Source organism: Roseococcus suduntuyensis (assembly GCF_014196305.1).
Lineage (GTDB): Bacteria > Pseudomonadota > Alphaproteobacteria > Acetobacterales > Acetobacteraceae > Roseococcus > Roseococcus suduntuyensis.
The window spans coordinates 881,740-901,319 of sequence record NZ_JACIDJ010000001.1; the positions used below are offsets into that span (position 1 = coordinate 881,740).

The window sequence follows — 19,580 nt, forward strand, 5'->3', positions numbered from 1 at the left end:
GCGGGGGTGGCGGCGGTGGCCGTGGCCCGGGCCAGGGGCCCGACATCGAGGAAATGATCCGCAACGCCCAGAACGCGGTGCGGCGCTTCCTGCCGCGCGGCACGGGTGGCGGCCGCGCCATCGGCGCCGTTCTGCTGATCGTGGTCGCGATCTGGGGCGCCTCGGGCTTCTACCGGGTGCAGCCGGATGAGCTGGGCGTGGTCATGCGCTTCGGCGCCTTCAACCGCACCACGCCGCCGGGCCTGAACTACGCCATCCCCTGGCCGGTGGAGCAGGTCACCACGCCGCGCGTCACCCGCATCAACCGCGCCGATGTGGGCTTCCGCGCCGGGGCGGACAACACGGGCCGCATTATCCCCGCGCGCGACGTGCTGGCCGAAAGCCTGATGCTGACGGGCGACGAGAACATCATCGACGTGGACTTCTCGGTGTTCTGGCGCATCCGCGACGCGGGCGAGTTCCTCTTCAACACGCGCAACCCGGAAGAAACGGTGAAGTCCGCCGGTGAGAGCGTGATGCGCGAGGTCATCGGCCGCACGCCCATCCAGCCCGCGCTGACCGAGGCGCGCGCCGCCATCGAGCAGGAGGTCCGCCGCCTGACCCAGGCGATGATGGACCAGTATGGCTCCGGCGTGGAAATCACGCAGGTGCAGCTGCTGAAGGTGGACCCGCCGGCGGCGGTCATCGAGGCCTTCCGCGACGTGCAGCGCGCCAACACCGACCGCGAGCGCCTGCGCAACGAAGCCGAGAGCTTCCGCAACGACATCATCCCCCGCGCCCGAGGCGAGGCCGAGCGGATGGTCCAGGAAGCGACCGGTTTCCGCGACAGCCAGATCGCCCGCGCCCGAGGCGAGGCCGGCCGGTTCAACGCCGTGCTCGGGGCCTACAGCCTCGCGCAGGACGTGACGACGCGACGCATCTACCTGGAAACGATGGAGGAAATCCTCCGCCGCAACAACATGATCCTGGTGGATGACCGGCTGCAGGGCCTGGTGCCCTTCCTCCAGCTCGAAGGTGGGCAGCAGGCACGCGGTCAGGGCGGCACCCGGCAGCCGCAGGCGCAGCAGCAGCTCTCGCCGGCCGTCATGGCGCCGATGATGAACCAGCAGAGACCCGCCAACCAGGGAGGCACACGATGAACAAGCTCGCGATCCTGGGCGGCGTCGTATTCGTCGCCCTCATCACCCTGGCCAGCACGCTCTTCACCGTGCACCAGACCCAGCAGGTGCTGATCACGCAGTTCGGCGAGCCCGTCCGCGTGATCCGCGAGCCGGGGCTGAACGTGAAGCTGCCCTTCGTGCAGAACGTCATCACCTTTGACCGCCGCCTGCTCGACTTCGAGGGCGGTGGCGAGGAGGTGATCCTGGGCGACCAGCGCCGCGTCATCGTGGACAGCTTCACCCGCTACCGCATCACCGACCCGCTGCTGTTCTTCCAGACGGTGGGCGCGACCGAGCAGGGCATCCGGGGGCGGCTGAACTCCATCGTCAGCTCCTCCATGCGCCGCGTGCTCGGCAGTGAATCCCTGCTGTCCATGCTCTCGGCCGACCGGCCGCGCATCATGGGCGCCATCCGCGACCAGGTGAACGACGAGGCCTCGCGCTTCGGCATCGTGGTGACGGATGTCCGCATCCGCCGCGCCGACCTGCCGGAGGAGAACACCCAGGCCATCCTGGCGCGCATGCAGTCCGAGCGTGAGCGCGTGGCGCGCGAGGCCCGCGCGGAAGGCGCCGAACAGGCCCAGCGCATCCGTGCCCAGGCCGAGCGTGACCGCACCGTGCTGCTGGCGGAAGCCGAGGCCAATGCGGCCATCCTGCGCGGTGCGGGTGAGCAGGAAGCGATCGGCATCTTCGCCGAGGCCTTCAGCCGTGATCCGGAATTCTTCCAGTTCTGGCGCACCATGCAGGCCTATCGCACGGTCTTCGGCGAGGGCGAGGCACGCCTCGTGCTCACCCCGGACAGCGATTTCTTCCGCTTCTTCCGGGATATGCCCGGGATGACCCCGGTCCAGCGCTGATTGCGCGCTGGCCTTGCGGCACCGGCGGCGTGTAACCGCCGGTGTCCGAAGGGGACAAGTTGCAACCCTCGCAACTTCCCCGCCCCACGACTGTTGCGGTGCGGTGCCGTCGTGACACATCCTGGGCTCCCGGCCCGGCCCCCCGTTGCCGAACAATGATGAGGTTCCGCCGCATGCGTCGTCTCTTCCTGGCCATCTTCCTCCTGGGCGCGCTGCCAGTGGCGGCGCAGCAGGCGCCCGCCCCGGCGCCGCAGGCAGCACCGGCACCCGAGGCGACTCCCGCCCCGGGCACCACCGGCCCGGCCAGCCCGCCGCCCGGCGCGCCCGAAAGCTTCGCGCCGCTGGTGCGCCGCCTGCTGCCTGCCGTGGTGAACATCTCCACCACGCAGAATGTGGGCGCGCGTCCCGGCCCCGGCGGCCGTCCGGACGCGCCCGCGCCTCAGGCCCCGCCCGGCTCGCCCTTCGAGGAATTCTTCCGCGACTTCTTCAATCGCCAGCGCCCCGGCCCCCAGGGTGAGGCGCCGCCCGCCCCGGGCCGCCCGCCCCAGGGCGCGCCGCAGCGCCGCGCCCAGTCGCTCGGCTCGGGCTTCGTGGTGGATGCCTCTGGCATCGTCATCACGAACAACCACGTCATCGAGGGCGCGGACGAGATCAACGTCATTCTCCAGGACAACACGACGCTGCGCGCCACGCTGCTGGGCACCGACCCGCGCACCGACCTGGCCGTGCTGCGGGTGAACCATTCCGCGCCGCTGCCCTATGTGGCCTGGGGCGATTCCGACACGGCCGAGGTGGGCGACTGGGTGCTGGCCATCGGCAACCCCTTCGGCCTGGGCGGCACCGTGACGGCGGGCATCGTCTCGGCGCGCGGCCGTGACATCCGCCAGGGCCCCTTCGACGACTTCATCCAGACCGACGCCGCCATCAACCGCGGCAATTCGGGCGGCCCCCTGTTCAACCTGCGCGGCGAGGTGGTGGGCATCAACACCGCCATCTATTCGCCGACGGGTGGTTCCATCGGCATCGGCTTCTCCATCCCCTCCAACCTGGCGCGCGGCATCGTGCGGCAGTTGGCCGATGGTGGCCGGGTGCGGCGTGGCTGGCTGGGCGTGAACATCCAGCAGGTGACCGACGAGATCGCCGAGAGCCTGCAGCTTCGCAACGGCACCCGCGGCGCGCTAATCGCCCGCGCGCAGGAAGGTGGCCCCGCCGCCGCCGCGGGCCTGCGCGCCGGCGACGTGGTGCTGCGCTTCAACAACCAGGAGGTGCGCGAGATGCGCACCCTGCCGCGCATCGTGGCCGACACGGCCGTGGGCACGCGCGTGCCCGTGGTGGTGTGGCGCGATGGCCGCGAGGTGACGGTCGAGGTCACGCTGGGCGAACTGCCTTCGGAGCAGGCCCAGGCCGGCGCGACGCCGGAGCCGGCCCGCCCGGATCAGCCGGTGGAACTGGCCGGCCTCGGCATGCGGGTGGCCGGCGTGACGCCGGAGCTGCGGGAACGCTTCCGCCTCCGCCCCGAGGCGCGCGGCGTGGTGGTGGTGGACGTCACCGGCGGCTCTCCCGCCGCCGAGCGGGAAATCCGCCCCGGCGACATCGTGCTGGAAGTCCAGCAGGAGCGCGTGACCACCGCGCAGGAGCTGCAGGAACGGATCGAGCGGCTGCGCCGCCAGAACCGCGCCACCGCCCTGTTCCTGATCGAGAGCCAGCAGGGCCAGCGCTTCGTGCCGCTGCGCCTGGCCGCGCCCTCGCGCTGACGAAGGCCGGAGGCTGACAAAAGGGGCCGCCCGTGGTTGCGGGCGGCCCTTTCCCGTGGTCGCATCCCTCATCGCCTTGTTGATGGATGGAGCCCGCGCATGAACACCGAAAGCATCGAAGCCAAGATCACCGCCTGGCTCGCCACCCAGCAGCAGGCGATGCTGGACGTGCTGGCGGATCTCGTGAACACCGATGGCGGCAGTTACGACAAGGCGGGCGTGGACGCGGTCGGCGCGCGCATCAAGGCATTCTGCGAAAGCCACGGCCTGAAGGTCGAGACGGTGAAGGGCGAGCGCTTCGGCGACTGCCTGCGCGCCATCCTGCCGCACGAAGGCACGGCGCCCACCCGCGGCAACCACGCGGCCAACATCGTGCTGATGGGCCACCGCGACACCGTCTTCCCCAAGGGCGAGCCGGAGCGCCGCCCCTTCACCATCAAGGATGGCCGCGCCTACGGGCCCGGCGTGGCCGACATGAAGGCCGGGCTGGTGATGAACATGTTCGTCCTCGCCGCCTTCGCGAAGTTCGGCGGCGCGCCGGGACCGATGGTGGGCCTGTTCACCGGCGACGAGGAGATCGGCAGCCCCGAGGGCCGCGCCGTGATCGAGGAGGAGGCGCGCGGTGCCCGCGTCGTGTTCAATTCGGAACCCGGCCGCCCCTCGGGCAATGTCGTCACTGGCCGCAAGGGCGGCGTGTTCATGGTGTTCGACATCGAGGGTAAGGCCAGCCATTCGGGCGGCAATTTCCAGGCGGGCATTTCCGCCATCGGCGAACTCGCGCACAAGATCGTGGCCATCCATGCCCTGACGGACCTGGAGCGCGGCATCACCTTGAATGTGGGTCTGGTGCAGGGTGGGCAGAGCGTGAACACCGTGGCCCCCAGCGCCCAGGGCCAGATTGACCTCCGCTACGTGAAGCCCGAGGACCGCGAGGAGGTGATGGCCAAGATCCATGAGATCATCGGCCGCAGCTACGTCCCCGGTACCAAGGCGAAGCTCACCATCAAGGGCGAGTTCAACGCGCTCACCCAGGATGCGGCGGCGAAGAAGCTGTTCGGCCTCTACCAGGGTGCCGCCGCCGATGCCGGGTTGAAGGTGGAGGGCGAATTCTCGGGCGGCTGCGCCGACAGCGGCTTCACCGCCCAGCAGGGCGCGCCCACCATCTGCGCCGTGGGGCCGGTGGGCGGGCTGGCGCACAGCCCGGAGGAATACCTGGAGATCAGCAGCTTCGTGCCCCGCGCCCAGGCGATGGCGCGGGCGGTGCTGCGGCTGGAGCACGCGGGGCTGTAGAGCATGCGGCGTTCACATGCGTTCACGCCGCCTGCTCCAACCTTGTTGAGAGCGGGATTCAGCGTTTTCGGTGATTCCACCTCAACGCATCCCGCTCCAGGCCAGGCTTGAGGCGGCTGATGGCCTTCGGTGTCTCCATCGAGGGCCATCACGCCGCCCATATGGCGGCTTACCCCGTCTGGATGCCGTTCTCCCGCACCACGCGGCCCCATTTCTCCCAGTCGGCGGCATAGGCGCGGGCGAAACCGGCGCGGCCACCCTGCCCAGGCTCGCCCCCGAAGCCACGGATGCGGTCAATCACATCCTGCTGGCGCAGCACCGCTTCCACCTCATCCGCCAGGCGGTCGAGGATGGCCGGCGGCGTGGCGGCGGGCGCCAGCAGCCCGCCCCAGAAGATGACCTCATGTCCCGGCACGGTTTCCGCGAAGGTGGGGATGTCGGGGTGCGTCGGCAGGCGTTCGGCGCTGGTGACGGCGATGGCGCGCAGCCTTCCCTCCAGCAATTGCGGGCGCGGGGTGGAAAGCCCGTCATGCGCCAGGTCCACCTCGCCGCGCATCAGCGCCGTGATGGAAGGCTGGTTGCCGGTATAGGGCACCAGCGTCGGGTCAATGCCCGTCTGCCGTGACAACAGCACCATGGCCAGGTGGTTGATGGCGCCGGTGCCGGGGTGGGAGACGGTGAGCGCCTGGCCGCGCGCCCGCGCCAGTTCCAGGAATTCCGGCACCGTCCGCGCGGGGAAATCCGCCCGGCTGACGAGTGCGAGCGGCGCGGATTGCGCCATGATGACCGGCGCCAGGGCCCGCATCGGGTCAATGGTCGCCGTCCGGTTCACCAGCACGCTGATGAGGGTGGAGGGCGAGGTGTAGAGGAAGGTCAGCCCGTCCGGTGCCGCCCGCGCCACATGGTCGGCCGCGACCTGGGTGCTGGCACCGGGGCGGTTCTCCACGATGAATTGGCTGCCGGCCATCCGCTCCGTCAGCTTGCCCGCGATGATGCGGGCCATGATGTCGTTCACGCCCCCCGGCGCGAAGCCCACGACGAAGCGCACCGGCCGCGCGGGCCAGGCCTGGGCGCGCGCGATGCCGGGGCCAAGGAGGAGCAACGGCGCGGCGAGGCGGGCCGCCTTGCGCCGGGTGATGACGGACATGGATGGACGCTCCGGTTTATGGTTGCCCGAAGCGTGGCGCCCGGCGGGGCGGGAGTCCATGGCGAAGACGGCCCACGGCATGCAGTTTGCATAACCCTCTGTGAACCGGAGGGTTTTTCATGCTTCGCCGTGGTATTTTGTCCTTGCCCGCCCTGCTGCCATTCGCCGCCGCGCGGGCGCAATCCTTCCCCGACCGGCCGCTGCGGCTGGTCGTGCCCTTCCCGCCCGGCGGCGCGGCCGACTTCCTGGGCCGCGTGGTGGGCGAGCGCCTGTCGCGCGGGGTCGGCCAGCCCGTCACCATCGAGAACCGCAGCGGCGCCGGCGGCAATATCGGCACCGCGGCCGCCCTGGCCGCCGAGCGTGATGGCCACACCCTCATCCTGAATGGCGTTCCGGTGGCGGTGAACCGCTTCCTCTTCGCCCGCCTGCCCTTCGACCCGGATGCGGACCTGGTGCCGGTGGCGATGATCGCGCTCTCGCCCAACATCATGGTGGTGCCCAACAGTCTGCCGGTGAACAGCGTGGCGGAATTCGTGGCCTTGGCGCGCACGCGACGGCTGAACTACGCCTCGATCGGCAATGGCACCTCGCTGCACCTGGCCGGCGCGCAGTTCGCCATCGCGGCCGGGCTTGAGATGGACCACGTGCCCTATCGCGAGACGGGGGCGGCCAATACGGACGTGATCGCCGGGCGGGTGGAGGTGATGTTCCAGACCATCGCCGCCGCCGCCGACCTGGTGCGCTCCGGCCGGATGAAGGCGCTGGCCGTGACCAGCGCCGAACGCGCGCCGGGCTTTGACGACGTGCCCACCCTGCGCGAAGCGGGGGTGGATCTGGTGTCGGTGGGGTGGTTCGGCCTCTTCGCCGGGCGCGGCACGCCCGCCGAGCGCGTGGCGGTGCTGGAGCGCGAGGCGCTCGCCGCCGTGCGGGACGAGGCCGTGGCCACGCGCATCCGGGGCAGCGGCAGCATCCCGCGCCCCATGGACGGGGCGGAGTTCCGCGCCTTCATCGCCTCCGAGGTGACGCGCCTCAGCGAGACCGTGCGCGTGGCGGGCATCCGGGCGGACTGAGCTCGCCCTCTTTTCACGCGACAAGAATGTGCATATGCCCCGCCCGGATATTCCGAGGCGGGGCCGTATGTCGTTGCGCGTGAATGTGCTGCTGGGGCTGCTGCTGCTTTGCGGCGGTGCCGTGGCCCTGGGGATGTCCCAGGGCGGCCGGGTGGCCTTGCTGTGGCTGATCGGCGCGGGGCTGGGGGTGGCGCTGTTCCACGCGACCTTTGGCTTCGCGGGCGCCTTCCGCCGTCTGCTGGCCGAGGGCAGGGGGGCTGGGCTGCGCGCCCAGATGCTGCTGCTGGCCGTGCTGGTCGCCTTCTTCCTGCCGGCACTGGAAGCCGGCGAGGTGCTGGGCGCGCCCGTGCGCGGCTTCGTCTTCCCCGTGGGCTGGGCCTTGCTGCTGGGCGCCTTCCTCTTCGGCGTGGGGATGCAGATGGGGGGCGGCTGCGCGTCGGGCACGCTCTACACGGCGGGCGGCGGGGCGGTGCGGATGTGGATCACGCTCGCCGCCTTCGTGGCCGGGGCGACGCTGGCGGCGTGGCAGGCTGATTTCTGGCTGCCCTGGCGGACCCTGCCGGCGCTGTCCCTGCCGGGCGCGCTGGGCCTCTGGCCGGCGCTGGGGCTGAGCCTGGGGGTGCTGGGCTTGGTGGCGCTGGCCTCACGCGCGCTGGAAAAAGCACGTCATGGAAGTGTGGAACCCCTGGCCTGGCGGGGCGGCGACCCGTTGCGCGGCCCCTGGCCCCTGGCCTGGGGCGCCGTGGCGCTGGCCGTGCTGGGCATTGCCACGCTGGTGGTGGCGGGGCGGCCCTGGGCCATCACGGCCGCCTTCCCGCTCTGGGGTTCCAGCCTGGTCGAGGCGCTGGGCTGGGACGACCCCTCCTTCTGGACCTATTGGGAAGACCCGACGCGCGTCGAAGCCTGGCTGCGCCCCGTGTGGACGGACCGTATCACCTTGATGAACCTGGGCCTCATGGCCGGTGCCTTCCTCGCGGCGGCGCTGGCGGGGCGGGCCTCCGGCTGGCGGCTGCCGCGCCTGGGCGAGGTGGCCACCGCCATCCTGGGCGGCTTGCTGCTGGGCGTGGGCGCGGTGCTGGCGACGGGGTGCAACATCAGCGCCTATGTGGCGGGCATCGCCTCGGGCAGCATGCATGGCTGGGTGTGGATTGTGCCCGCGCTGCTGGGGAATTGGGTGGGACTCAAGCTGATGAATCTGGTGAATAGACGAACGCCTAATTGACAAGATAAAATCGTTCAAATAGCAGGGTGGGGCCATGTCAAATCCACGCCTGCGCCGACGCGCCCTGCTCACCCTTCTCGCCCTGCCCTGGCCCGCCGCCGCGGCCGGGCTGCAGGAGGCGATCCGCGACGCCGTGGGCGAGGGCGCGTTCACTGAAGCCGGCATCACCCTCGCCCTGCCCGCCACCGCCGAGAATGGCGGCCAGGTTCCACTCACCGTCCAGGTGGAAAGCCCGCAGACCGAGGCGCTGCACGTCACCGCCATCCACATCTTCGCCACCCGCAACCCGACGCCGGGCGTCGCCAGCTTCCGCCTGACGCCGCTGCTCGCCCGCGCCGAGGTGCAGACGCGCATCCGCCTCGCGGAACACCAGCAGGTCATCGCCATCGCGGTGATGAGCGACGGCACCCGCCGCCGCGCGGTGGCCGAGGCAAGGGTCTCCACCGGGGGGTGCCTGGCATGAGCGCGCCGCTGGCCACGCCCCGCCTGCGCGTGCCCCGCAGCGCCCGCCGCGGCGAGGCCTTCGAAATCCGCTGCCTGATGACGCACCCCATGGAAACCGGGTTGCGGCCGGATGCCCCGCCCCGCGACATGCTCAACCGCCTGCTGGTGCGGGTGGAGGGCCAGGTCGCGCTGGATGCCACGCTGCGCAACGGCACCGCCGCCAACCCCTACCACGTCTTCTTCCTGCGCCTGGAGCGCAGCAGCGAGATCGAGTTCATCTGGTCCGACGAGGGGGGCCGCAGCGTGCGCGCCACCGCGCGGGTCACCATCGCCTGACAGCCGGAACCGCCGCCCCATGATCCAGCTTCGCCGCCTGACCTTGGCCCTGCCGATACTGCTGGCCGCGCCTGCTCTCGCGCAGCCCGCCTCCAACGGCCCGCTGCTGGCGCAGGCCTGCCTGGGCTGCCATGGGCCGGGGGCGGCGGGGCAGGATGGCGTGCCGGCCATCGCCGGCCGCCCGGCGCCGGAGCTTGTCGCGCAGATGACGGCGTTCCGCGCCAATGAACGCCCCGGCACCATCATGGGCCGTATCGCCCGCGGCTACACGCCCGAGGAAATCACGGCCGTCGCCGCCTATCTCGCCCAAGCCCGCTGATCTCGTCCCGTTGAGAGGCGCCCCGCACATGACCTTCACCACCCGCCGCGCCCTGCTGGGCGCCGCCCCGGCCCTGATGGCCGCCCCCGCCCTTGCGCAGAACCAGGGGCAGGCGCGCCTCGTGGTGGTGGGGGGCGGCTTCGGCGGCGCCTCCGCCGCCCGCTTCGCGCGCATGACCTACCCGTGGCTGGACGTGACGCTGATCGAGCCCAAGACGCGCTTCGTCACCTGCCCCTATGGCAACCTGGTCCTGGCCGGGACGCGGCGGCTGGAGCAGATCAGCCACGGCTATGACGGGCTGCGGGCGCGCGGGGTGAACGTGGTGCATGACTGGGTGGCGGGCATTGATCCCGCCGCGCGCAGCCTGCGCCTGCGGGGTGGTGCCACGGTCGCCTATGACCGGCTGATCCTCTCGCCCGGCATCGCGCTGCGCTGGGATGCGCTGCCCGGCTATGACGAGGCCGCGTCGGAAATCTTCCCCCACGCCTGGGTGCCCGGCGAGGGCGCGCAGACCACGCTGCTGCGCCGCCAGATCGAGGCGCTGCCCGAGGGCGGCGTGGTGGGTCTCGCCATCCCCGACAACCCTTTCCGCTGCCCGCCCGGCCCTTATGAGCGCATCAGCATGATCGCGGCGCACCTCAAGCGGCACAATCCGCGCGCCAAGATCCTGGCCTTCGACGCGAAAAACGCCTTCAGCAAGCAGGGCCTGTTCCAGGACGCCTGGGGCGAACTCTATCCCGGGATGATCGAATGGGTGCCGGCCAGCCAGGATGGCCGCATCACCCGCGTGGACCCCGGCGCGCGCGAGTTCGAGAGCGAGTTCGGCACGCGCCACAAGGTGGATGTGGGCAATGTCATCCCGCCGCAATCCGCCGCGCGCATCGCCATCGAGGCGGGGCTGGCCAATGCCGGCGGCTGGGTGCCGGTGGACCCGCTGACCTTCGAGGCCCGCCAGGCGACGGGCATCCATGTGATCGGCGATGCCAACGTGGCACCCCCCATGCCCAAGTCCGGCTATGTGGCGAACAGCACGGCGAAGCAGGCGGTGGCCAGCGTGGCCGCCCTGCTGCGCGGCGAGGCGCCGCCTGCGGCCCCGGTCTATTTCAACACCTGCTACAGCCATGTGGGCGAGGACTACGGCATCTCGGTCGTGGGCGTGTTCCGCCCCAACCCCGATGGCAGCGGCTTCGTCGAGACGCCGCAATCGGGCGGCGTCTCCCCGCGCGGCAACCACCCGGAGCAGCGCCGGCTGGAGGCGCTCTACGCCGATGCCTGGTATGCCAGCATCACCCGGGACATGTTCGGCTAGCGTCTGATCGGCTTCGGTGGAATCGCCGAAGCCGTGAATCAGCCGCTCGGCGCTAGCGTCTGATCGCCTTCGGCGGAATCGCCGAAGGCGTGAATCAGCCGCTCCGATCACATGTCCCGGCCGGGCTTCAGCCCAACTGGCGTTCCGCCGCCGGCGGCAGGAAGCGGTCGGTGAAGAAGCGGTCCGGCGTGGGCATGTCGCCCAGGCTGAAGGCCGCCTTCACCGCGTCGATCTGCCGCTGGAAGCGCGGGGCCTCCATCATGCCCAGGCCCAGGCGGCGGACATTGGGGCTGTCCACCAGCTCGGCCATCGCCATGTCCTGGCGGATGGTCTCGATGGCCACATCCGTCAGCGCCTCCCGCGCGCGCAGCGCCTGGATGGCGGCGGGGCGGTTGGCGAAGGACCAGCGCAGCGAGCGGATCATGCCATGCACCACGGCGCGCACCGCATCCGGGTTCGCGTCCATGTAGCGCCGCGTGGTCAGCAGCACCGAGCCGTAGAAGAAGTCCAGCCCATGCTCGCGGTAGCGGAAGATGCGCTGCGCCGGCAGGTCCATGCCCAGCGCGCGAAGCGACAGCGCGGTGGAGGTGACGAAGCCCGTGATGCCGTCGGCGCGGCGCTGCACCAGCATGGTCTCGCGCAGTTCGGGCGCCACGCTCATCCAGGTGATGGAGCTGAGCGGGATGTTGTTCACCGCCGCGAAGGCCGGGAACACCTGCCGCCCGCCGTCGAACTCCGGCGCGGCCAGCGTCTTGCCCGCCAGGTCCGCGATGCTGTTGATGGGGCCGTCCGCGCGCACGGTCACGGCCGTCGGCGCCTGGTCCCAGAGCAGGCCCACCGCCACCAGGTCGTTGTTGGGGTTCTGCGACATGAAGCGCAGCACGGGCGTGGGGTCGGCCATCGCGATGTCGAAGGTGCCGGCCGCCATGTCCAGCGGCACGCGCGCCGAGCCGAAGCCGCGCTGGATGGTGATGTCGATGCCCGCCTCGCGGAAGAAGCCCTGGCGTTCGCCGGCGATGCCGAAGGCGTAGGGGCCGTTCAGGATCCAGTCATAGGCGAAGCGCACGGTGGGGCGCGCCTGGGCGTTCGCCACATGCGGGGCGGCCAGCAGGCCCGTGCCGGCGCCGAGCGCGGCCCGGCGGGTGAGACGCAGCGTCATGAAATGCTCCTGTTCTCCGGCCCGTGATAGAGCCGCGCGACTGTCCCGGAAATTGGCGAGGTGGGCCGGGGCGCGGCAAGGGCGAAGGCGGGCCCGCTTGCGGCGTCGCGCACCGCTTCGCCGCTTCCGCGGGCAGATGCGCCGCCGCCTGCCTCTTGATCGGGCGTTCATCGCGCCGCGCCGCCGCGCAGGTCGCGCTGCACCCATGGCAGGCCGCGCCCGGCATTGCGACATAAAAGGGCCGGGAGAGGAGTTGGTGCCCATGCAGGTCGGCGTGTTCATTCCCATCAACAACAATGGCTGGCTGCTGTCCGAAACGGCGCCGCAATACATGCCGAGCTTCGACCTGAACCGCGACATCACCCTGGCGGCGGAGCGGCATGGGCTGGACTTCGTCCTGTCCATGATCAAGCTGCACGGCTTCGGCGGGAAGACGGAGTTCTGGGACCACGGGCTGGAGAGCTTCACGCTCATGGCCGGCCTCGCCGCCGTCACCACGCGCATCAAGCTGTTCGCGTCCGTCGCCACGCTCACCATCCCGCCCGCCATCGCGGCGCGCATGTCGGTCACGATCGACAGCATCTCGGGCGGGCGCTTCGGGCTGAACCTCGTCACCGGCTGGCAGAAGGCCGAGTACGACCAGATGGGCCTCTGGCCCGGCGAGAGCCACTTCTCCCGCCGCTACGAGATGCTGGACGAATACGCCACCATCCTGCGCGAGTTGTGGGAGACGGGCGAAAGCGACCTCAAGGGCGACTTCTTCACCATGGACAAGTGCGTGCTGTCGCCGCGCCCCTCCGTGCCCATCAAGATGATCTGCGCGGGTTCCTCGACCGAGGGGCTGCGCTTCACGGCCAGGCACGCCGACTACAGCTTCTGCCTGGGCAAGGGCATCAACAGCCCGACCGCCTTCGCGCCCGTGGCCGCGCGCATGCAGGAATTCGCGAAGGAGACGGGGCGGCCGGTGGAGACCTTCGTCCTCTCCATGGTCATCGCCGCCGAGACGGATGAGGAGGCCTGGGCGCGCTGGGAGCACATCAAGTCCGGCGCGGACCACGAGGCGATCCGCTGGATGCAGGGCCAGGCCGCCGCCGATGCCCGCCCCAACGCCGACACGAACGTGCGCCAGCTGGCCGACGCCACCAGCGCGGTGAACATCAACATGAGCACCTTCATCGGCAGCTACGCCAGCGTGGCGCGGATGCTGGACGAGGTGGCGGAGGTGCCGGGCACCGGCGGCGTGCTGCTCACCTTCGACGACTTCCTGAAGGGCGTGGAGGATTTCGGCACGCGCATCCAGCCACTGATGCGCTGCCGCCAGCATGTCGTGAAGGAGGCCGCGTGATGACCGCCACCGATTCACGCCTCCGGGCTTGCGCCCTCCAGCGATCGGAGGCCGCGTGATGACCGCCGGATACGCCCCCGAAGCACCTCCGCGCTCCCCCTTCATCCTGCCCGCGCGTCCCGAGCCCATCCGGTTGAACCCGGCCGAGACGGCGCTCATCATCGTGGACATGCAGAACGCCTATGCCTCGCCGGGCGGGTATCTGGACATCGCGGGCTTCGACATCGCGGGGGCGGCCGCCTGCATCAGCCGCATCGCGACCGCGGCCGATGCGGCGCGGAAGGCCGGCATGCCGGTGCTCTATTTCCAGAACGGCTGGGACCCGGAATACACCGAGGCCGGCGGCCCCGGCTCGCCCAACTGGCACAAGTCCAATGCGCTCAAGACCATGCGCAAGAAGCCCGAACTCCAGGGCAAGCTGCTGGCCAAGGGCGGCTGGGACTATGCGCTGGTGGAGGCGCTTGCACCGAAGCCCGGCGACATCGTGGTGCCCAAGACGCGCTATTCCGGCTTCTTCAACACCAACATCGACAGCCTGCTGCGCGCGCGCGGCATCCGCAACATCGTCTTCACCGGCATCGCGACGAATGTCTGCGTGGAATCCTCGCTGCGGGATGCCTTCCACCTGGAATACTTCGGCATCGTGCTGGAGGATGCGACGCATGCGGCCGGCCCGGACTTCGCGCAGAAGGCCGCCCTCTACAACATCGAGACCTTCTTCGGATGGGTCTCCACCGTCGCGGATTTCTGCGGCGCGATCGGACAACGCCCCCAGGCGCAAAGCGAGGACTGAACCACCATGCCCTTCACCCCCGTCATCCCCGCCGGTTCCGGCAAGCCGCTCGCCCCCTACTCACCCGGCGCCACCGCCGATGGCGTGGTCTATGTCTCGGGCACTCTGGCGCTCGACAAGAACAACGACGTGGTGGCCCCCGACGACGCCACGGCCCAGACGCGCCATGTGCTGGAGACCATCAAGTCCGTGCTGGAAGCGGCCGGCGGCGGCATGGCGGACGTCGCCTTCAACCACATCTTCCTGAGCGACTGGAAGCACTACGCGCCGATGAACGCCGTCTATGCGGAGTATTTTCCAGGCGACAAGCCCGCGCGCTACTGCATCCAGTGCGGCCTGGTGAAGCCCGGCGCGGTCGTCGAGATCGCCACCATCGCGCATATCGCCAAGTCGTGAGGGCCTGGTGAAGTATCGCCTGACCGGGGTGCCGGAGGGGGAGGTCGTCATCCTCTCCGCCGGCCTGGGCGGGGCCGCCACCTTCTGGGCGCCGCAGGTGCCCGCGCTGGAACAACACTTCCGCGTGCTGCACTACGACCACCGCGGCACCGGCGCCAACCGCGAGGCGCTTCCGGACCAGTACAGCATCGCCCACATGGCGCGCGATGTGGCCGAGATCCTGGACGAGGCCGGCATCGCCCGCGCCCATGTCCTGGGCCATGCGCTGGGCGGTCTGGTCGGGCTGGAGATGGCCCGCCGCGTGCCGGAGCGCGTGGGCAAGCTGGTGCTGGTCAATGCCTGGGCCAAGGCGGACCGCCACACGGCGCGCTGCTTCGACGTGCGGCTGGGCATCCTGGCCGCGCAGGGGCCCGCCGCCTATGTGGCCGCGCAGCCGCTCTTCCTGCACAGCGCGGCCTATGCCTCGGCGCATCACGAGAAGATCCTGGCCGAGATCGCCCATGGCACGGAGAGCTTCCAGGGCGAGGACACGCTCACGAAGCGCATCGCCGCGCTGCGCGCCTTCGACGCCACGGCGGATTTGCCGCGCATCATGGCCCCCACACTGGTCGCCGCCGCGAAGGATGACCTGCTGGTGCCCTGGACCGCCTCCGAGGCCCTGGCCGCGGGTCTGCCCGACGCCACCCTCTGGCTGACGGACCACGGCGCCCATGCCTGCACGGTGGAAGACCCTGAGACCTTCAACCCCGTGATGATGGCGTTCCTGAGGGGATAGCATCGTTTGAGCGACTGATTCGCCGCTCCGGCGATTCCGCTTCCGCGGAGCAGTCGCTACTCCTCGCCCTCCAGCCTTTCGATGTCCTCGTCCGAGAGGCCGAAATGATGCGCGATCTCATGGATCAGCACGTTGCGGACCAGGGCGAACAGGTCCTCCCCCGTCTCGATCCATTCCAGCAGGATGGGTTCGCGGTAGAGGAAGATGGTGTCCGGCTCGCGCGGGGTGTCCAGGCTCGATTTCTGCGTCAGCGGCACGCCGCGATACAGCCCCGTCAGTTCCCAGGGGCTGTCCAGTTCCATGTCGGAGATGGTCTCGTCATCGGCCACCTCCTCGACCACAATGGCGGTGCCGCGCACCATGTCGCGCAGCGGCTGGGGGATGGCCGCGAGCGCATCCTCCGCCATTTCCAGGATGTCCTCGGTCGACGGGGGCGTGGTGGGGCGCATGCCCCCGCTTTGGCACAGGAAGGGATGCATGGTCGAGAAGCTCGATGCCGCGGCGCGCGCCGGCCTGGCCGCCGAACTGCCCCAATGGCGCCTGGTGGAGGGGCGCGACGCCATCACCCGCGCCTTCCGCTTCCAGGATTTCAGCGCGGCCTGGGGCTTCATGGCCCGCGTGGCCCTGCTGGCCGAGGCGCAGGACCACCACCCGGAATGGTCCAATGTCTACAACCGCGTCGAGATCACGCTGACCACCCATGACGCGGGCGGTCTTTCGGCGCGCGACGTGAAGCTGGCGCGGAGCATTGACGCCCTGTGCTGACGCTGGATGCGCCCCAGCGCACGCTCCGCGTCACCCGCGCCGCCACGCGCTTCTGCCTGGCGCAAGGCTGGGCGCCGGTGACGGAGGTGCCATTGCCCGATGGCCGCCGCGCCGATGTGCTGGCGCTGCGCCCCGATGGCGGCATCGTCATCCTGGAGGTGAAGTCCTGCGCGCGGGACTACCTGACGGATGCGAAATGGCAGGATTACTGCGCCTGGTCCGATACCTTCCTCTTCGCCGTGGACGCCGACTTCCCGCAGGAGCTGATCCCGCCCGAGGTCGGCCTGCTGCTCACCGATGACCGTGAGGCCGCCCTGCTGCGCGACGGCGCCTGCGCGCCACTGCCGGCCGCGCGCCGCAAGGCGCTGACGCTGCGCGTGGCGCGGCTGGCCGCACAGCGCCTCGCCTTCCAGCTGGACCCGGCCGGTGCCGTGGAGATGCGCGCGGCGCTGCGGCTGGAGTGATGACGAGCGGACGCTACCCCCGCATCGGCGTGGCGCGCAGCAGGGGCAGCCAGGTCTCGCGTTCGCGCGCGTAGAAGGCGTCCACCTGCTCGGGGCTGGGCGGGCCATCGGGCAATTCGCTGCCCATCTCGGCCAGGCGCTGCCGCAGCCCCGGGCGGGCGAGGGCCGCGTTGAACCCCTCGGCCAGCGCCGCCAGCCGCGGCGCGGACAAGGCGGCCGGCCCCGCGATGCTGTTCCAGGTGCTGCCGGTGAAGCCGTCCATCCCGGCCTCGATCATGGTGGGCAGGTCCGGCGCGGCGGGCAGCCGTGTTTCGGCCGCGACACCCAGGATGCGGATGCGCCCCGCGCGGTGATGCGGCAGGGCCGTCAGTGCCGCGTCGAACATGAAGGTCAGCCGCCCGGCCATCAGGTCGGTCAGGGCCTGGGCGCTGGAGGGGTAGGGCGCATGCACCAGGTCGCCCCGCGCCAGCCCCGCCTGTTCGACGAAGCGGGCCCCCACGATATGCGTGGTGGTGCCGATGGGGCCGGAGCCATATTGCACCGGCCCGCCCTGGCGCAGCCGGCCCAGCAATTCGGGCAGGTTCCGCGCCGGGTCGGTGCCGGAGACGCAGAGCACCATGGGCACGCGGTTCACCATGGCGATGCCGCGGATGGCGGTGGCGACGTCCACCGGTGGGTTCGGGAACAGCGCCAGGTTCATCACGAGTTGCGAGGCGGTGCCGAAGAGCAGCGTCTCGCCATCGGGCGCGGCGTTGGCCACGGCCTCCACGGCGCGCATGCCGGAGGCGGCGGGCATGTTCTCCACCAGGATGCGGCGTTCGAGCACGCCCTCGGCCTCGGCGGCCAGCAGGCGGGCGACGACATCGGCGTTGGCCCCCGCCGCCGAGGCGACGATGAGGCGCATGGGGCGTGCCTGCGCCAAAGCGGGGAGGGCCAAGGGCAAGGGCAGGGCGAGGGCGGCGGCCAGGGCCGCACGGCGTGGGATGACCATTTCTTCATTATGATATTGCGAGGCATTATCATCAAGGGAGACTTTGCGGACAATCGCAAGTTCGGTATTGGCGTGCATGCCCTCCCTTGCGCGCCTGGCGGCCGGTTTCATTCCCTTGACGCCCTACGCCTACCAGGGCCGCGCGGACGCATGCTGCATCTGCGGGGGGCGGGAAACCCTGCCCCTCTCGGCGCATGACAGGCGGCTGAAGCGCCTCACCACCGTCATCTGCGCGGGCTGCGGGCTCATCCGCACCGACCCCATGCCGACCGAGGCGGAGCTGGCCGACTACTACCGCCACCACTACCGCGCCGACTACCAGTTGGTCGGGCGCAGTCCGCCGCGCCGCCACCTGGCCCGCACCCGCGCCGAGGCCGCCCGCCGCGTGGCCCTGATGGGCCTGCCGGCGGGCGCGCATGTGCTGGACTATGGCTCGGGCTCGGGCGAGTTCCTGGAGGCGGGTGCCCGGGCCGGCTGGCGCATGGAAGGCGTGGAGCCGGGCGAGGCCTATTCCACGCATGCCCGCGGCCAGGGCGCCGTGGTCCATCCCCGCCTGCCGCCCGAGGCCGGCCCCTTCGACGCCATCACCGCCCACCATGTCTTCGAGCATCTGCGCGACCCGCTGGCGGTGCTGCGCGAACTGGTCGCGGCTTTGAAGCCGGAGGGTGTGGTCTATCTCTCGGTGCCCGACATGGGCCCCAACCGCCGCCCCGCCTTCGACCGGCTGCACTTCGCCCATGTCCATGGCTTCGTGCCCGAGACGCTGGACCTGCTGGCCGCCCAGGCCGGCCTGGTGCCCGATCCGCGCTTCCCGCGCGAGCGGACCACTTCCGTCTATGCCCGTGGCGAGGCGGTGGTGGCGCCCGACCCCGGCCTCGCCGCGCGCATCCGGGCGGGGTTCAACATGACCACGCCGTTGCGCCATGTGGCCAGTTTCGGCTGGCTGGCGCCCACGCTGCGCCGCCTCTCGCGCGACGTGCGGGACAGTTTTCGGCCGTAGAGCGCGATCCGCGAAGGCGGCAGCGCCGGAGCGGTGAATCGCCCTCTCATCCCCGGGCTTGCCCAGCCGCGCGCGACGGGTCCACCCTTCGGCCAACGCTAAGGGAGAAGACGATGCGCCGGGCATTCCTGATCTGCGCCATCACCGCCATGGCCATGCCCGCGCTGGCCCAGCCGACTCCCCTGGTGGAGGAGGGCGCCCGCCTGGCCCAGCAATGGTGCGCCAATTGCCACGCCATCGCGCCCGGCCAGCAGCCGCCCATGGGCGATGCCGCGCCCACCCTGCCTGCCGTGGCGCGCCGCGCCAGCGACGGCTCGCTGCGCGCCTTCCTCCAGCGGCCCCATGCCAACATGCCGGACCACAATTTGACCCGCGCCGAGCTGGACGCGGTGGTGGCCTATATCCTCTCCCTGCGGCCATGACGCTCTTCTTCCACCCGGGCAGCCCCTACGCCCGCATCATCCGCATGCTGTGGCGGGAGCGCGGGCCGGCGCTGGCCGAGCAGGAGGTCACCCTCCGCGCCGCCGATTCCGCCCTGCTGCCGCACAACCCGGTGGGCCGCGTGCCCTCGCTGCTGCTGGCCGACGGCACGCTGCTGTCCGAAACCCTGCTGATCCTGGCCCACCAGGGCTGGCTGCCACGCGACAATGCGGGCATGGCGCGCCTGGGCCGCGTCATGGGCATGCTGGACGGCATCGCCATGTGGAACCGCGAACTGCGCCGCGTGGAGCACGAACGCGCCCCCGGCGTCATCGCGCTGGAGGCGACCCGCGCCGACCGCATCCTGGCCAGCCTCGACCCCGCGCGGCATGACATGGCCAGCCCGGAGGGCATCGCCCTTGCGTCCGCTTTGGGTTATGGCGAACGCCGTCACACCGTCTGGAATTGGCGCGCGGCGAACCCTTCGCTGGCGCCCTGGTTCGAGGCGGCCGCACGCCGTCCCGCCTTCCAGGCGACTCTACCACCCGTCTCAGGAATTTGACC

At 70.8% G+C, this 19,580-nt stretch carries 23 protein-coding genes; 19 read left to right on the forward strand and 4 right to left on the reverse strand.

Translation table 11 applies throughout. From position 1 onward, the window contains the following. Positions 1-53 precede the first annotated feature (53 nt). From hflK to GGQ83_RS04120, 4 genes are all read left to right on the forward strand, one after another. Positions 54-1,139 carry an FtsH protease activity modulator HflK gene (gene hflK, locus GGQ83_RS04105; protein ID WP_311727160.1) on the forward strand — a complete coding sequence of 362 codons (1,086 nt, stop codon included), beginning with the start codon at positions 54-56 and terminating at the stop codon, positions 1,137-1,139. Continuing rightward, on the forward strand, positions 1,136-2,017 hold the full coding sequence (gene hflC / locus GGQ83_RS04110) for a protease modulator HflC (RefSeq protein WP_184382308.1): 882 nt from the start codon (positions 1,136-1,138) through the stop codon (positions 2,015-2,017). Before hflK ends, hflC begins: the two co-directional genes overlap by 4 nt. A gap of 173 nt (positions 2,018-2,190) precedes the next feature. After that, the gene (locus GGQ83_RS04115) at positions 2,191-3,771 is read left to right on the forward strand and encodes a DegQ family serine endoprotease (protein ID WP_184382309.1); all 1,581 of its coding nucleotides are present in this window, start codon (positions 2,191-2,193) and stop codon (positions 3,769-3,771) included. A gap of 99 nt (positions 3,772-3,870) precedes the next feature. Further along, a complete protein-coding gene (locus tag GGQ83_RS04120) occupies positions 3,871-5,061 on the forward strand; it encodes a M20 family metallopeptidase (protein WP_184382310.1) in 1,191 nt (396 codons plus the stop codon). 169 nt (positions 5,062-5,230) lie between these two features. Here GGQ83_RS04120 and GGQ83_RS04125 read toward each other — a convergent pair whose 3' ends face one another. Further along, positions 5,231-6,208: a Bug family tripartite tricarboxylate transporter substrate binding protein gene (locus GGQ83_RS04125; RefSeq protein WP_184382311.1), complete on the reverse strand. Its 978-nt coding sequence runs from the start codon at positions 6,206-6,208 to the stop codon at positions 5,231-5,233. Between the two features lie 119 nt (positions 6,209-6,327). Here GGQ83_RS04125 and GGQ83_RS04130 point away from each other — a divergent pair, with 119 nt between their 5' ends. The 6 genes from GGQ83_RS04130 (at position 6,328) to GGQ83_RS04155 (ending at position 10,908) form a co-directional block, all read left to right on the forward strand. After that, the gene (locus tag GGQ83_RS04130) at positions 6,328-7,278 is read left to right on the forward strand and encodes a Bug family tripartite tricarboxylate transporter substrate binding protein (RefSeq protein WP_184382312.1); all 951 of its coding nucleotides are present in this window, start codon (positions 6,328-6,330) and stop codon (positions 7,276-7,278) included. A gap of 67 nt (positions 7,279-7,345) precedes the next feature. After that, complete coding sequence (locus GGQ83_RS04135; protein ID WP_184382313.1) at positions 7,346-8,500, forward strand: YeeE/YedE family protein; 1,155 nt, start codon at positions 7,346-7,348, stop codon at positions 8,498-8,500. Between the two features lie 34 nt (positions 8,501-8,534). Next, positions 8,535-8,963 carry a thiosulfate oxidation carrier protein SoxY gene (locus GGQ83_RS04140; protein WP_184382314.1) on the forward strand — a complete coding sequence of 143 codons (429 nt, stop codon included), beginning with the start codon at positions 8,535-8,537 and terminating at the stop codon, positions 8,961-8,963. Then, a complete protein-coding gene (locus GGQ83_RS04145) occupies positions 8,960-9,280 on the forward strand; it encodes a thiosulfate oxidation carrier complex protein SoxZ (RefSeq protein WP_184382315.1) in 321 nt (106 codons plus the stop codon). Before GGQ83_RS04140 ends, GGQ83_RS04145 begins: the two co-directional genes overlap by 4 nt. A gap of 19 nt (positions 9,281-9,299) precedes the next feature. After that, on the forward strand, positions 9,300-9,599 hold the full coding sequence (locus GGQ83_RS04150) for a c-type cytochrome (RefSeq protein ID WP_184382316.1): 300 nt from the start codon (positions 9,300-9,302) through the stop codon (positions 9,597-9,599). 28 nt (positions 9,600-9,627) lie between these two features. Then, on the forward strand, positions 9,628-10,908 hold the full coding sequence (locus GGQ83_RS04155; protein ID WP_184382317.1) for an NAD(P)/FAD-dependent oxidoreductase: 1,281 nt from the start codon (positions 9,628-9,630) through the stop codon (positions 10,906-10,908). Between the two features lie 127 nt (positions 10,909-11,035). On the opposite strand, the gene GGQ83_RS04160 is transcribed toward GGQ83_RS04155, so the two are convergent. Then, on the reverse strand, positions 11,036-12,067 hold the full coding sequence (locus GGQ83_RS04160) for an ABC transporter substrate-binding protein (protein ID WP_184382318.1): 1,032 nt from the start codon (positions 12,065-12,067) through the stop codon (positions 11,036-11,038). A 262-nt stretch (positions 12,068-12,329) separates the two neighbouring features. Between GGQ83_RS04160 and rutA the strand changes: the two genes are divergently transcribed. Genes rutA through rutD form a run of 4 tightly spaced genes read left to right on the forward strand, consistent with a single transcriptional unit; the run spans position 12,330 to position 15,376 of the window. Beyond that, the gene (gene rutA / locus GGQ83_RS04165) at positions 12,330-13,412 is read left to right on the forward strand and encodes a pyrimidine utilization protein A (protein ID WP_184382319.1); all 1,083 of its coding nucleotides are present in this window, start codon (positions 12,330-12,332) and stop codon (positions 13,410-13,412) included. 58 nt (positions 13,413-13,470) lie between these two features. Continuing rightward, entirely contained in the window at positions 13,471-14,205 is a 735-nt protein-coding gene (gene rutB / locus GGQ83_RS04170; protein WP_184382320.1) for a pyrimidine utilization protein B, read from the forward strand. A 6-nt stretch (positions 14,206-14,211) separates the two neighbouring features. Further along, positions 14,212-14,601: a pyrimidine utilization protein C gene (rutC, locus tag GGQ83_RS04175; RefSeq protein WP_184382321.1), complete on the forward strand. Its 390-nt coding sequence runs from the start codon at positions 14,212-14,214 to the stop codon at positions 14,599-14,601. Between the two features lie 7 nt (positions 14,602-14,608). Next, entirely contained in the window at positions 14,609-15,376 is a 768-nt protein-coding gene (gene rutD, locus GGQ83_RS04180) for a pyrimidine utilization protein D (protein WP_184382322.1), read from the forward strand. A gap of 56 nt (positions 15,377-15,432) precedes the next feature. Here the strand turns inward: rutD and GGQ83_RS04185 are convergent, their stop codons facing one another. Continuing rightward, a complete protein-coding gene (locus tag GGQ83_RS04185) occupies positions 15,433-15,825 on the reverse strand; it encodes a metallopeptidase family protein (RefSeq protein ID WP_184382323.1) in 393 nt (130 codons plus the stop codon). A gap of 28 nt (positions 15,826-15,853) precedes the next feature. On the opposite strand from GGQ83_RS04185, the gene GGQ83_RS04190 reads away from it, so the two are divergent. Then, positions 15,854-16,141 (forward strand): 4a-hydroxytetrahydrobiopterin dehydratase, encoded by a 288-nt coding sequence (locus GGQ83_RS04190; RefSeq protein ID WP_184382324.1) that lies wholly within the window; start codon positions 15,854-15,856, stop codon positions 16,139-16,141. Further along, the gene (locus GGQ83_RS04195; protein WP_311727171.1) at positions 16,135-16,605 is read left to right on the forward strand and encodes an MmcB family DNA repair protein; all 471 of its coding nucleotides are present in this window, start codon (positions 16,135-16,137) and stop codon (positions 16,603-16,605) included. The genes GGQ83_RS04190 and GGQ83_RS04195 overlap by 7 nt, the downstream gene beginning before the upstream one ends. A gap of 13 nt (positions 16,606-16,618) precedes the next feature. On the opposite strand, the gene GGQ83_RS04200 is transcribed toward GGQ83_RS04195, so the two are convergent. Beyond that, positions 16,619-17,596 (reverse strand): Bug family tripartite tricarboxylate transporter substrate binding protein, encoded by a 978-nt coding sequence (locus GGQ83_RS04200; protein WP_184382325.1) that lies wholly within the window; start codon positions 17,594-17,596, stop codon positions 16,619-16,621. 115 nt (positions 17,597-17,711) lie between these two features. Between GGQ83_RS04200 and GGQ83_RS04205 the strand changes: the two genes are divergently transcribed. The 3 genes from GGQ83_RS04205 to GGQ83_RS04215 all read left to right on the forward strand — a co-directional run bounded on the left by GGQ83_RS04205 (position 17,712) and on the right by GGQ83_RS04215 (position 19,578). Next, positions 17,712-18,596 carry a class I SAM-dependent methyltransferase gene (locus GGQ83_RS04205; protein WP_207018092.1) on the forward strand — a complete coding sequence of 295 codons (885 nt, stop codon included), beginning with the start codon at positions 17,712-17,714 and terminating at the stop codon, positions 18,594-18,596. A gap of 113 nt (positions 18,597-18,709) precedes the next feature. Next, positions 18,710-19,018: a c-type cytochrome gene (locus tag GGQ83_RS04210; protein ID WP_184382327.1), complete on the forward strand. Its 309-nt coding sequence runs from the start codon at positions 18,710-18,712 to the stop codon at positions 19,016-19,018. Beyond that, a complete protein-coding gene (locus GGQ83_RS04215; protein ID WP_184382328.1) occupies positions 19,015-19,578 on the forward strand; it encodes a glutathione S-transferase family protein in 564 nt (187 codons plus the stop codon). Before GGQ83_RS04210 ends, GGQ83_RS04215 begins: the two co-directional genes overlap by 4 nt. Positions 19,579-19,580: the final 2 nt, after the last annotated feature.

Excerpts from the sequence above, each read along its gene's own strand:
- rutA (WP_184382319.1), top strand. The coding sequence starts at position 12,330 with ATGCAGGTCGGCGTGTTCATTCCCATCAACAACAATGGCTGGCTGCTG.
- rutB (WP_184382320.1), top strand. The coding sequence starts at position 13,471 with ATGACCGCCGGATACGCCCCCGAAGCACCTCCGCGCTCCCCCTTCATC.
- GGQ83_RS04185 (WP_184382323.1), bottom strand. The coding sequence starts at position 15,825 with ATGCGCCCCACCACGCCCCCGTCGACCGAGGACATCCTGGAAATGGCG.
- GGQ83_RS04145 (WP_184382315.1), top strand. The coding sequence starts at position 8,960 with ATGAGCGCGCCGCTGGCCACGCCCCGCCTGCGCGTGCCCCGCAGCGCC.
- GGQ83_RS04130 (WP_184382312.1), top strand. The coding sequence starts at position 6,328 with ATGCTTCGCCGTGGTATTTTGTCCTTGCCCGCCCTGCTGCCATTCGCC.
- GGQ83_RS04115 (WP_184382309.1), top strand. The coding sequence starts at position 2,191 with ATGCGTCGTCTCTTCCTGGCCATCTTCCTCCTGGGCGCGCTGCCAGTG.
- GGQ83_RS04160 (WP_184382318.1), bottom strand. The coding sequence starts at position 12,067 with ATGACGCTGCGTCTCACCCGCCGGGCCGCGCTCGGCGCCGGCACGGGC.
- GGQ83_RS04120 (WP_184382310.1), top strand. The coding sequence starts at position 3,871 with ATGAACACCGAAAGCATCGAAGCCAAGATCACCGCCTGGCTCGCCACC.
- GGQ83_RS04190 (WP_184382324.1), top strand. The coding sequence starts at position 15,854 with ATGGTCGAGAAGCTCGATGCCGCGGCGCGCGCCGGCCTGGCCGCCGAA.
- rutC (WP_184382321.1), top strand. The coding sequence starts at position 14,212 with ATGCCCTTCACCCCCGTCATCCCCGCCGGTTCCGGCAAGCCGCTCGCC.
- GGQ83_RS04135 (WP_184382313.1), top strand. The coding sequence starts at position 7,346 with ATGTCGTTGCGCGTGAATGTGCTGCTGGGGCTGCTGCTGCTTTGCGGC.
- GGQ83_RS04140 (WP_184382314.1), top strand. The coding sequence starts at position 8,535 with ATGTCAAATCCACGCCTGCGCCGACGCGCCCTGCTCACCCTTCTCGCC.
- GGQ83_RS04210 (WP_184382327.1), top strand. The coding sequence starts at position 18,710 with ATGCGCCGGGCATTCCTGATCTGCGCCATCACCGCCATGGCCATGCCC.
- GGQ83_RS04125 (WP_184382311.1), bottom strand. The coding sequence starts at position 6,208 with ATGTCCGTCATCACCCGGCGCAAGGCGGCCCGCCTCGCCGCGCCGTTG.
- GGQ83_RS04155 (WP_184382317.1), top strand. The coding sequence starts at position 9,628 with ATGACCTTCACCACCCGCCGCGCCCTGCTGGGCGCCGCCCCGGCCCTG.
- GGQ83_RS04215 (WP_184382328.1), top strand. The coding sequence starts at position 19,015 with ATGACGCTCTTCTTCCACCCGGGCAGCCCCTACGCCCGCATCATCCGC.
- hflK (WP_311727160.1), top strand. The coding sequence starts at position 54 with ATGATCCGCAACGCCCAGAACGCGGTGCGGCGCTTCCTGCCGCGCGGC.
- GGQ83_RS04150 (WP_184382316.1), top strand. The coding sequence starts at position 9,300 with ATGATCCAGCTTCGCCGCCTGACCTTGGCCCTGCCGATACTGCTGGCC.
- GGQ83_RS04200 (WP_184382325.1), bottom strand. The coding sequence starts at position 17,596 with ATGGTCATCCCACGCCGTGCGGCCCTGGCCGCCGCCCTCGCCCTGCCC.
- hflC (WP_184382308.1), top strand. The coding sequence starts at position 1,136 with ATGAACAAGCTCGCGATCCTGGGCGGCGTCGTATTCGTCGCCCTCATC.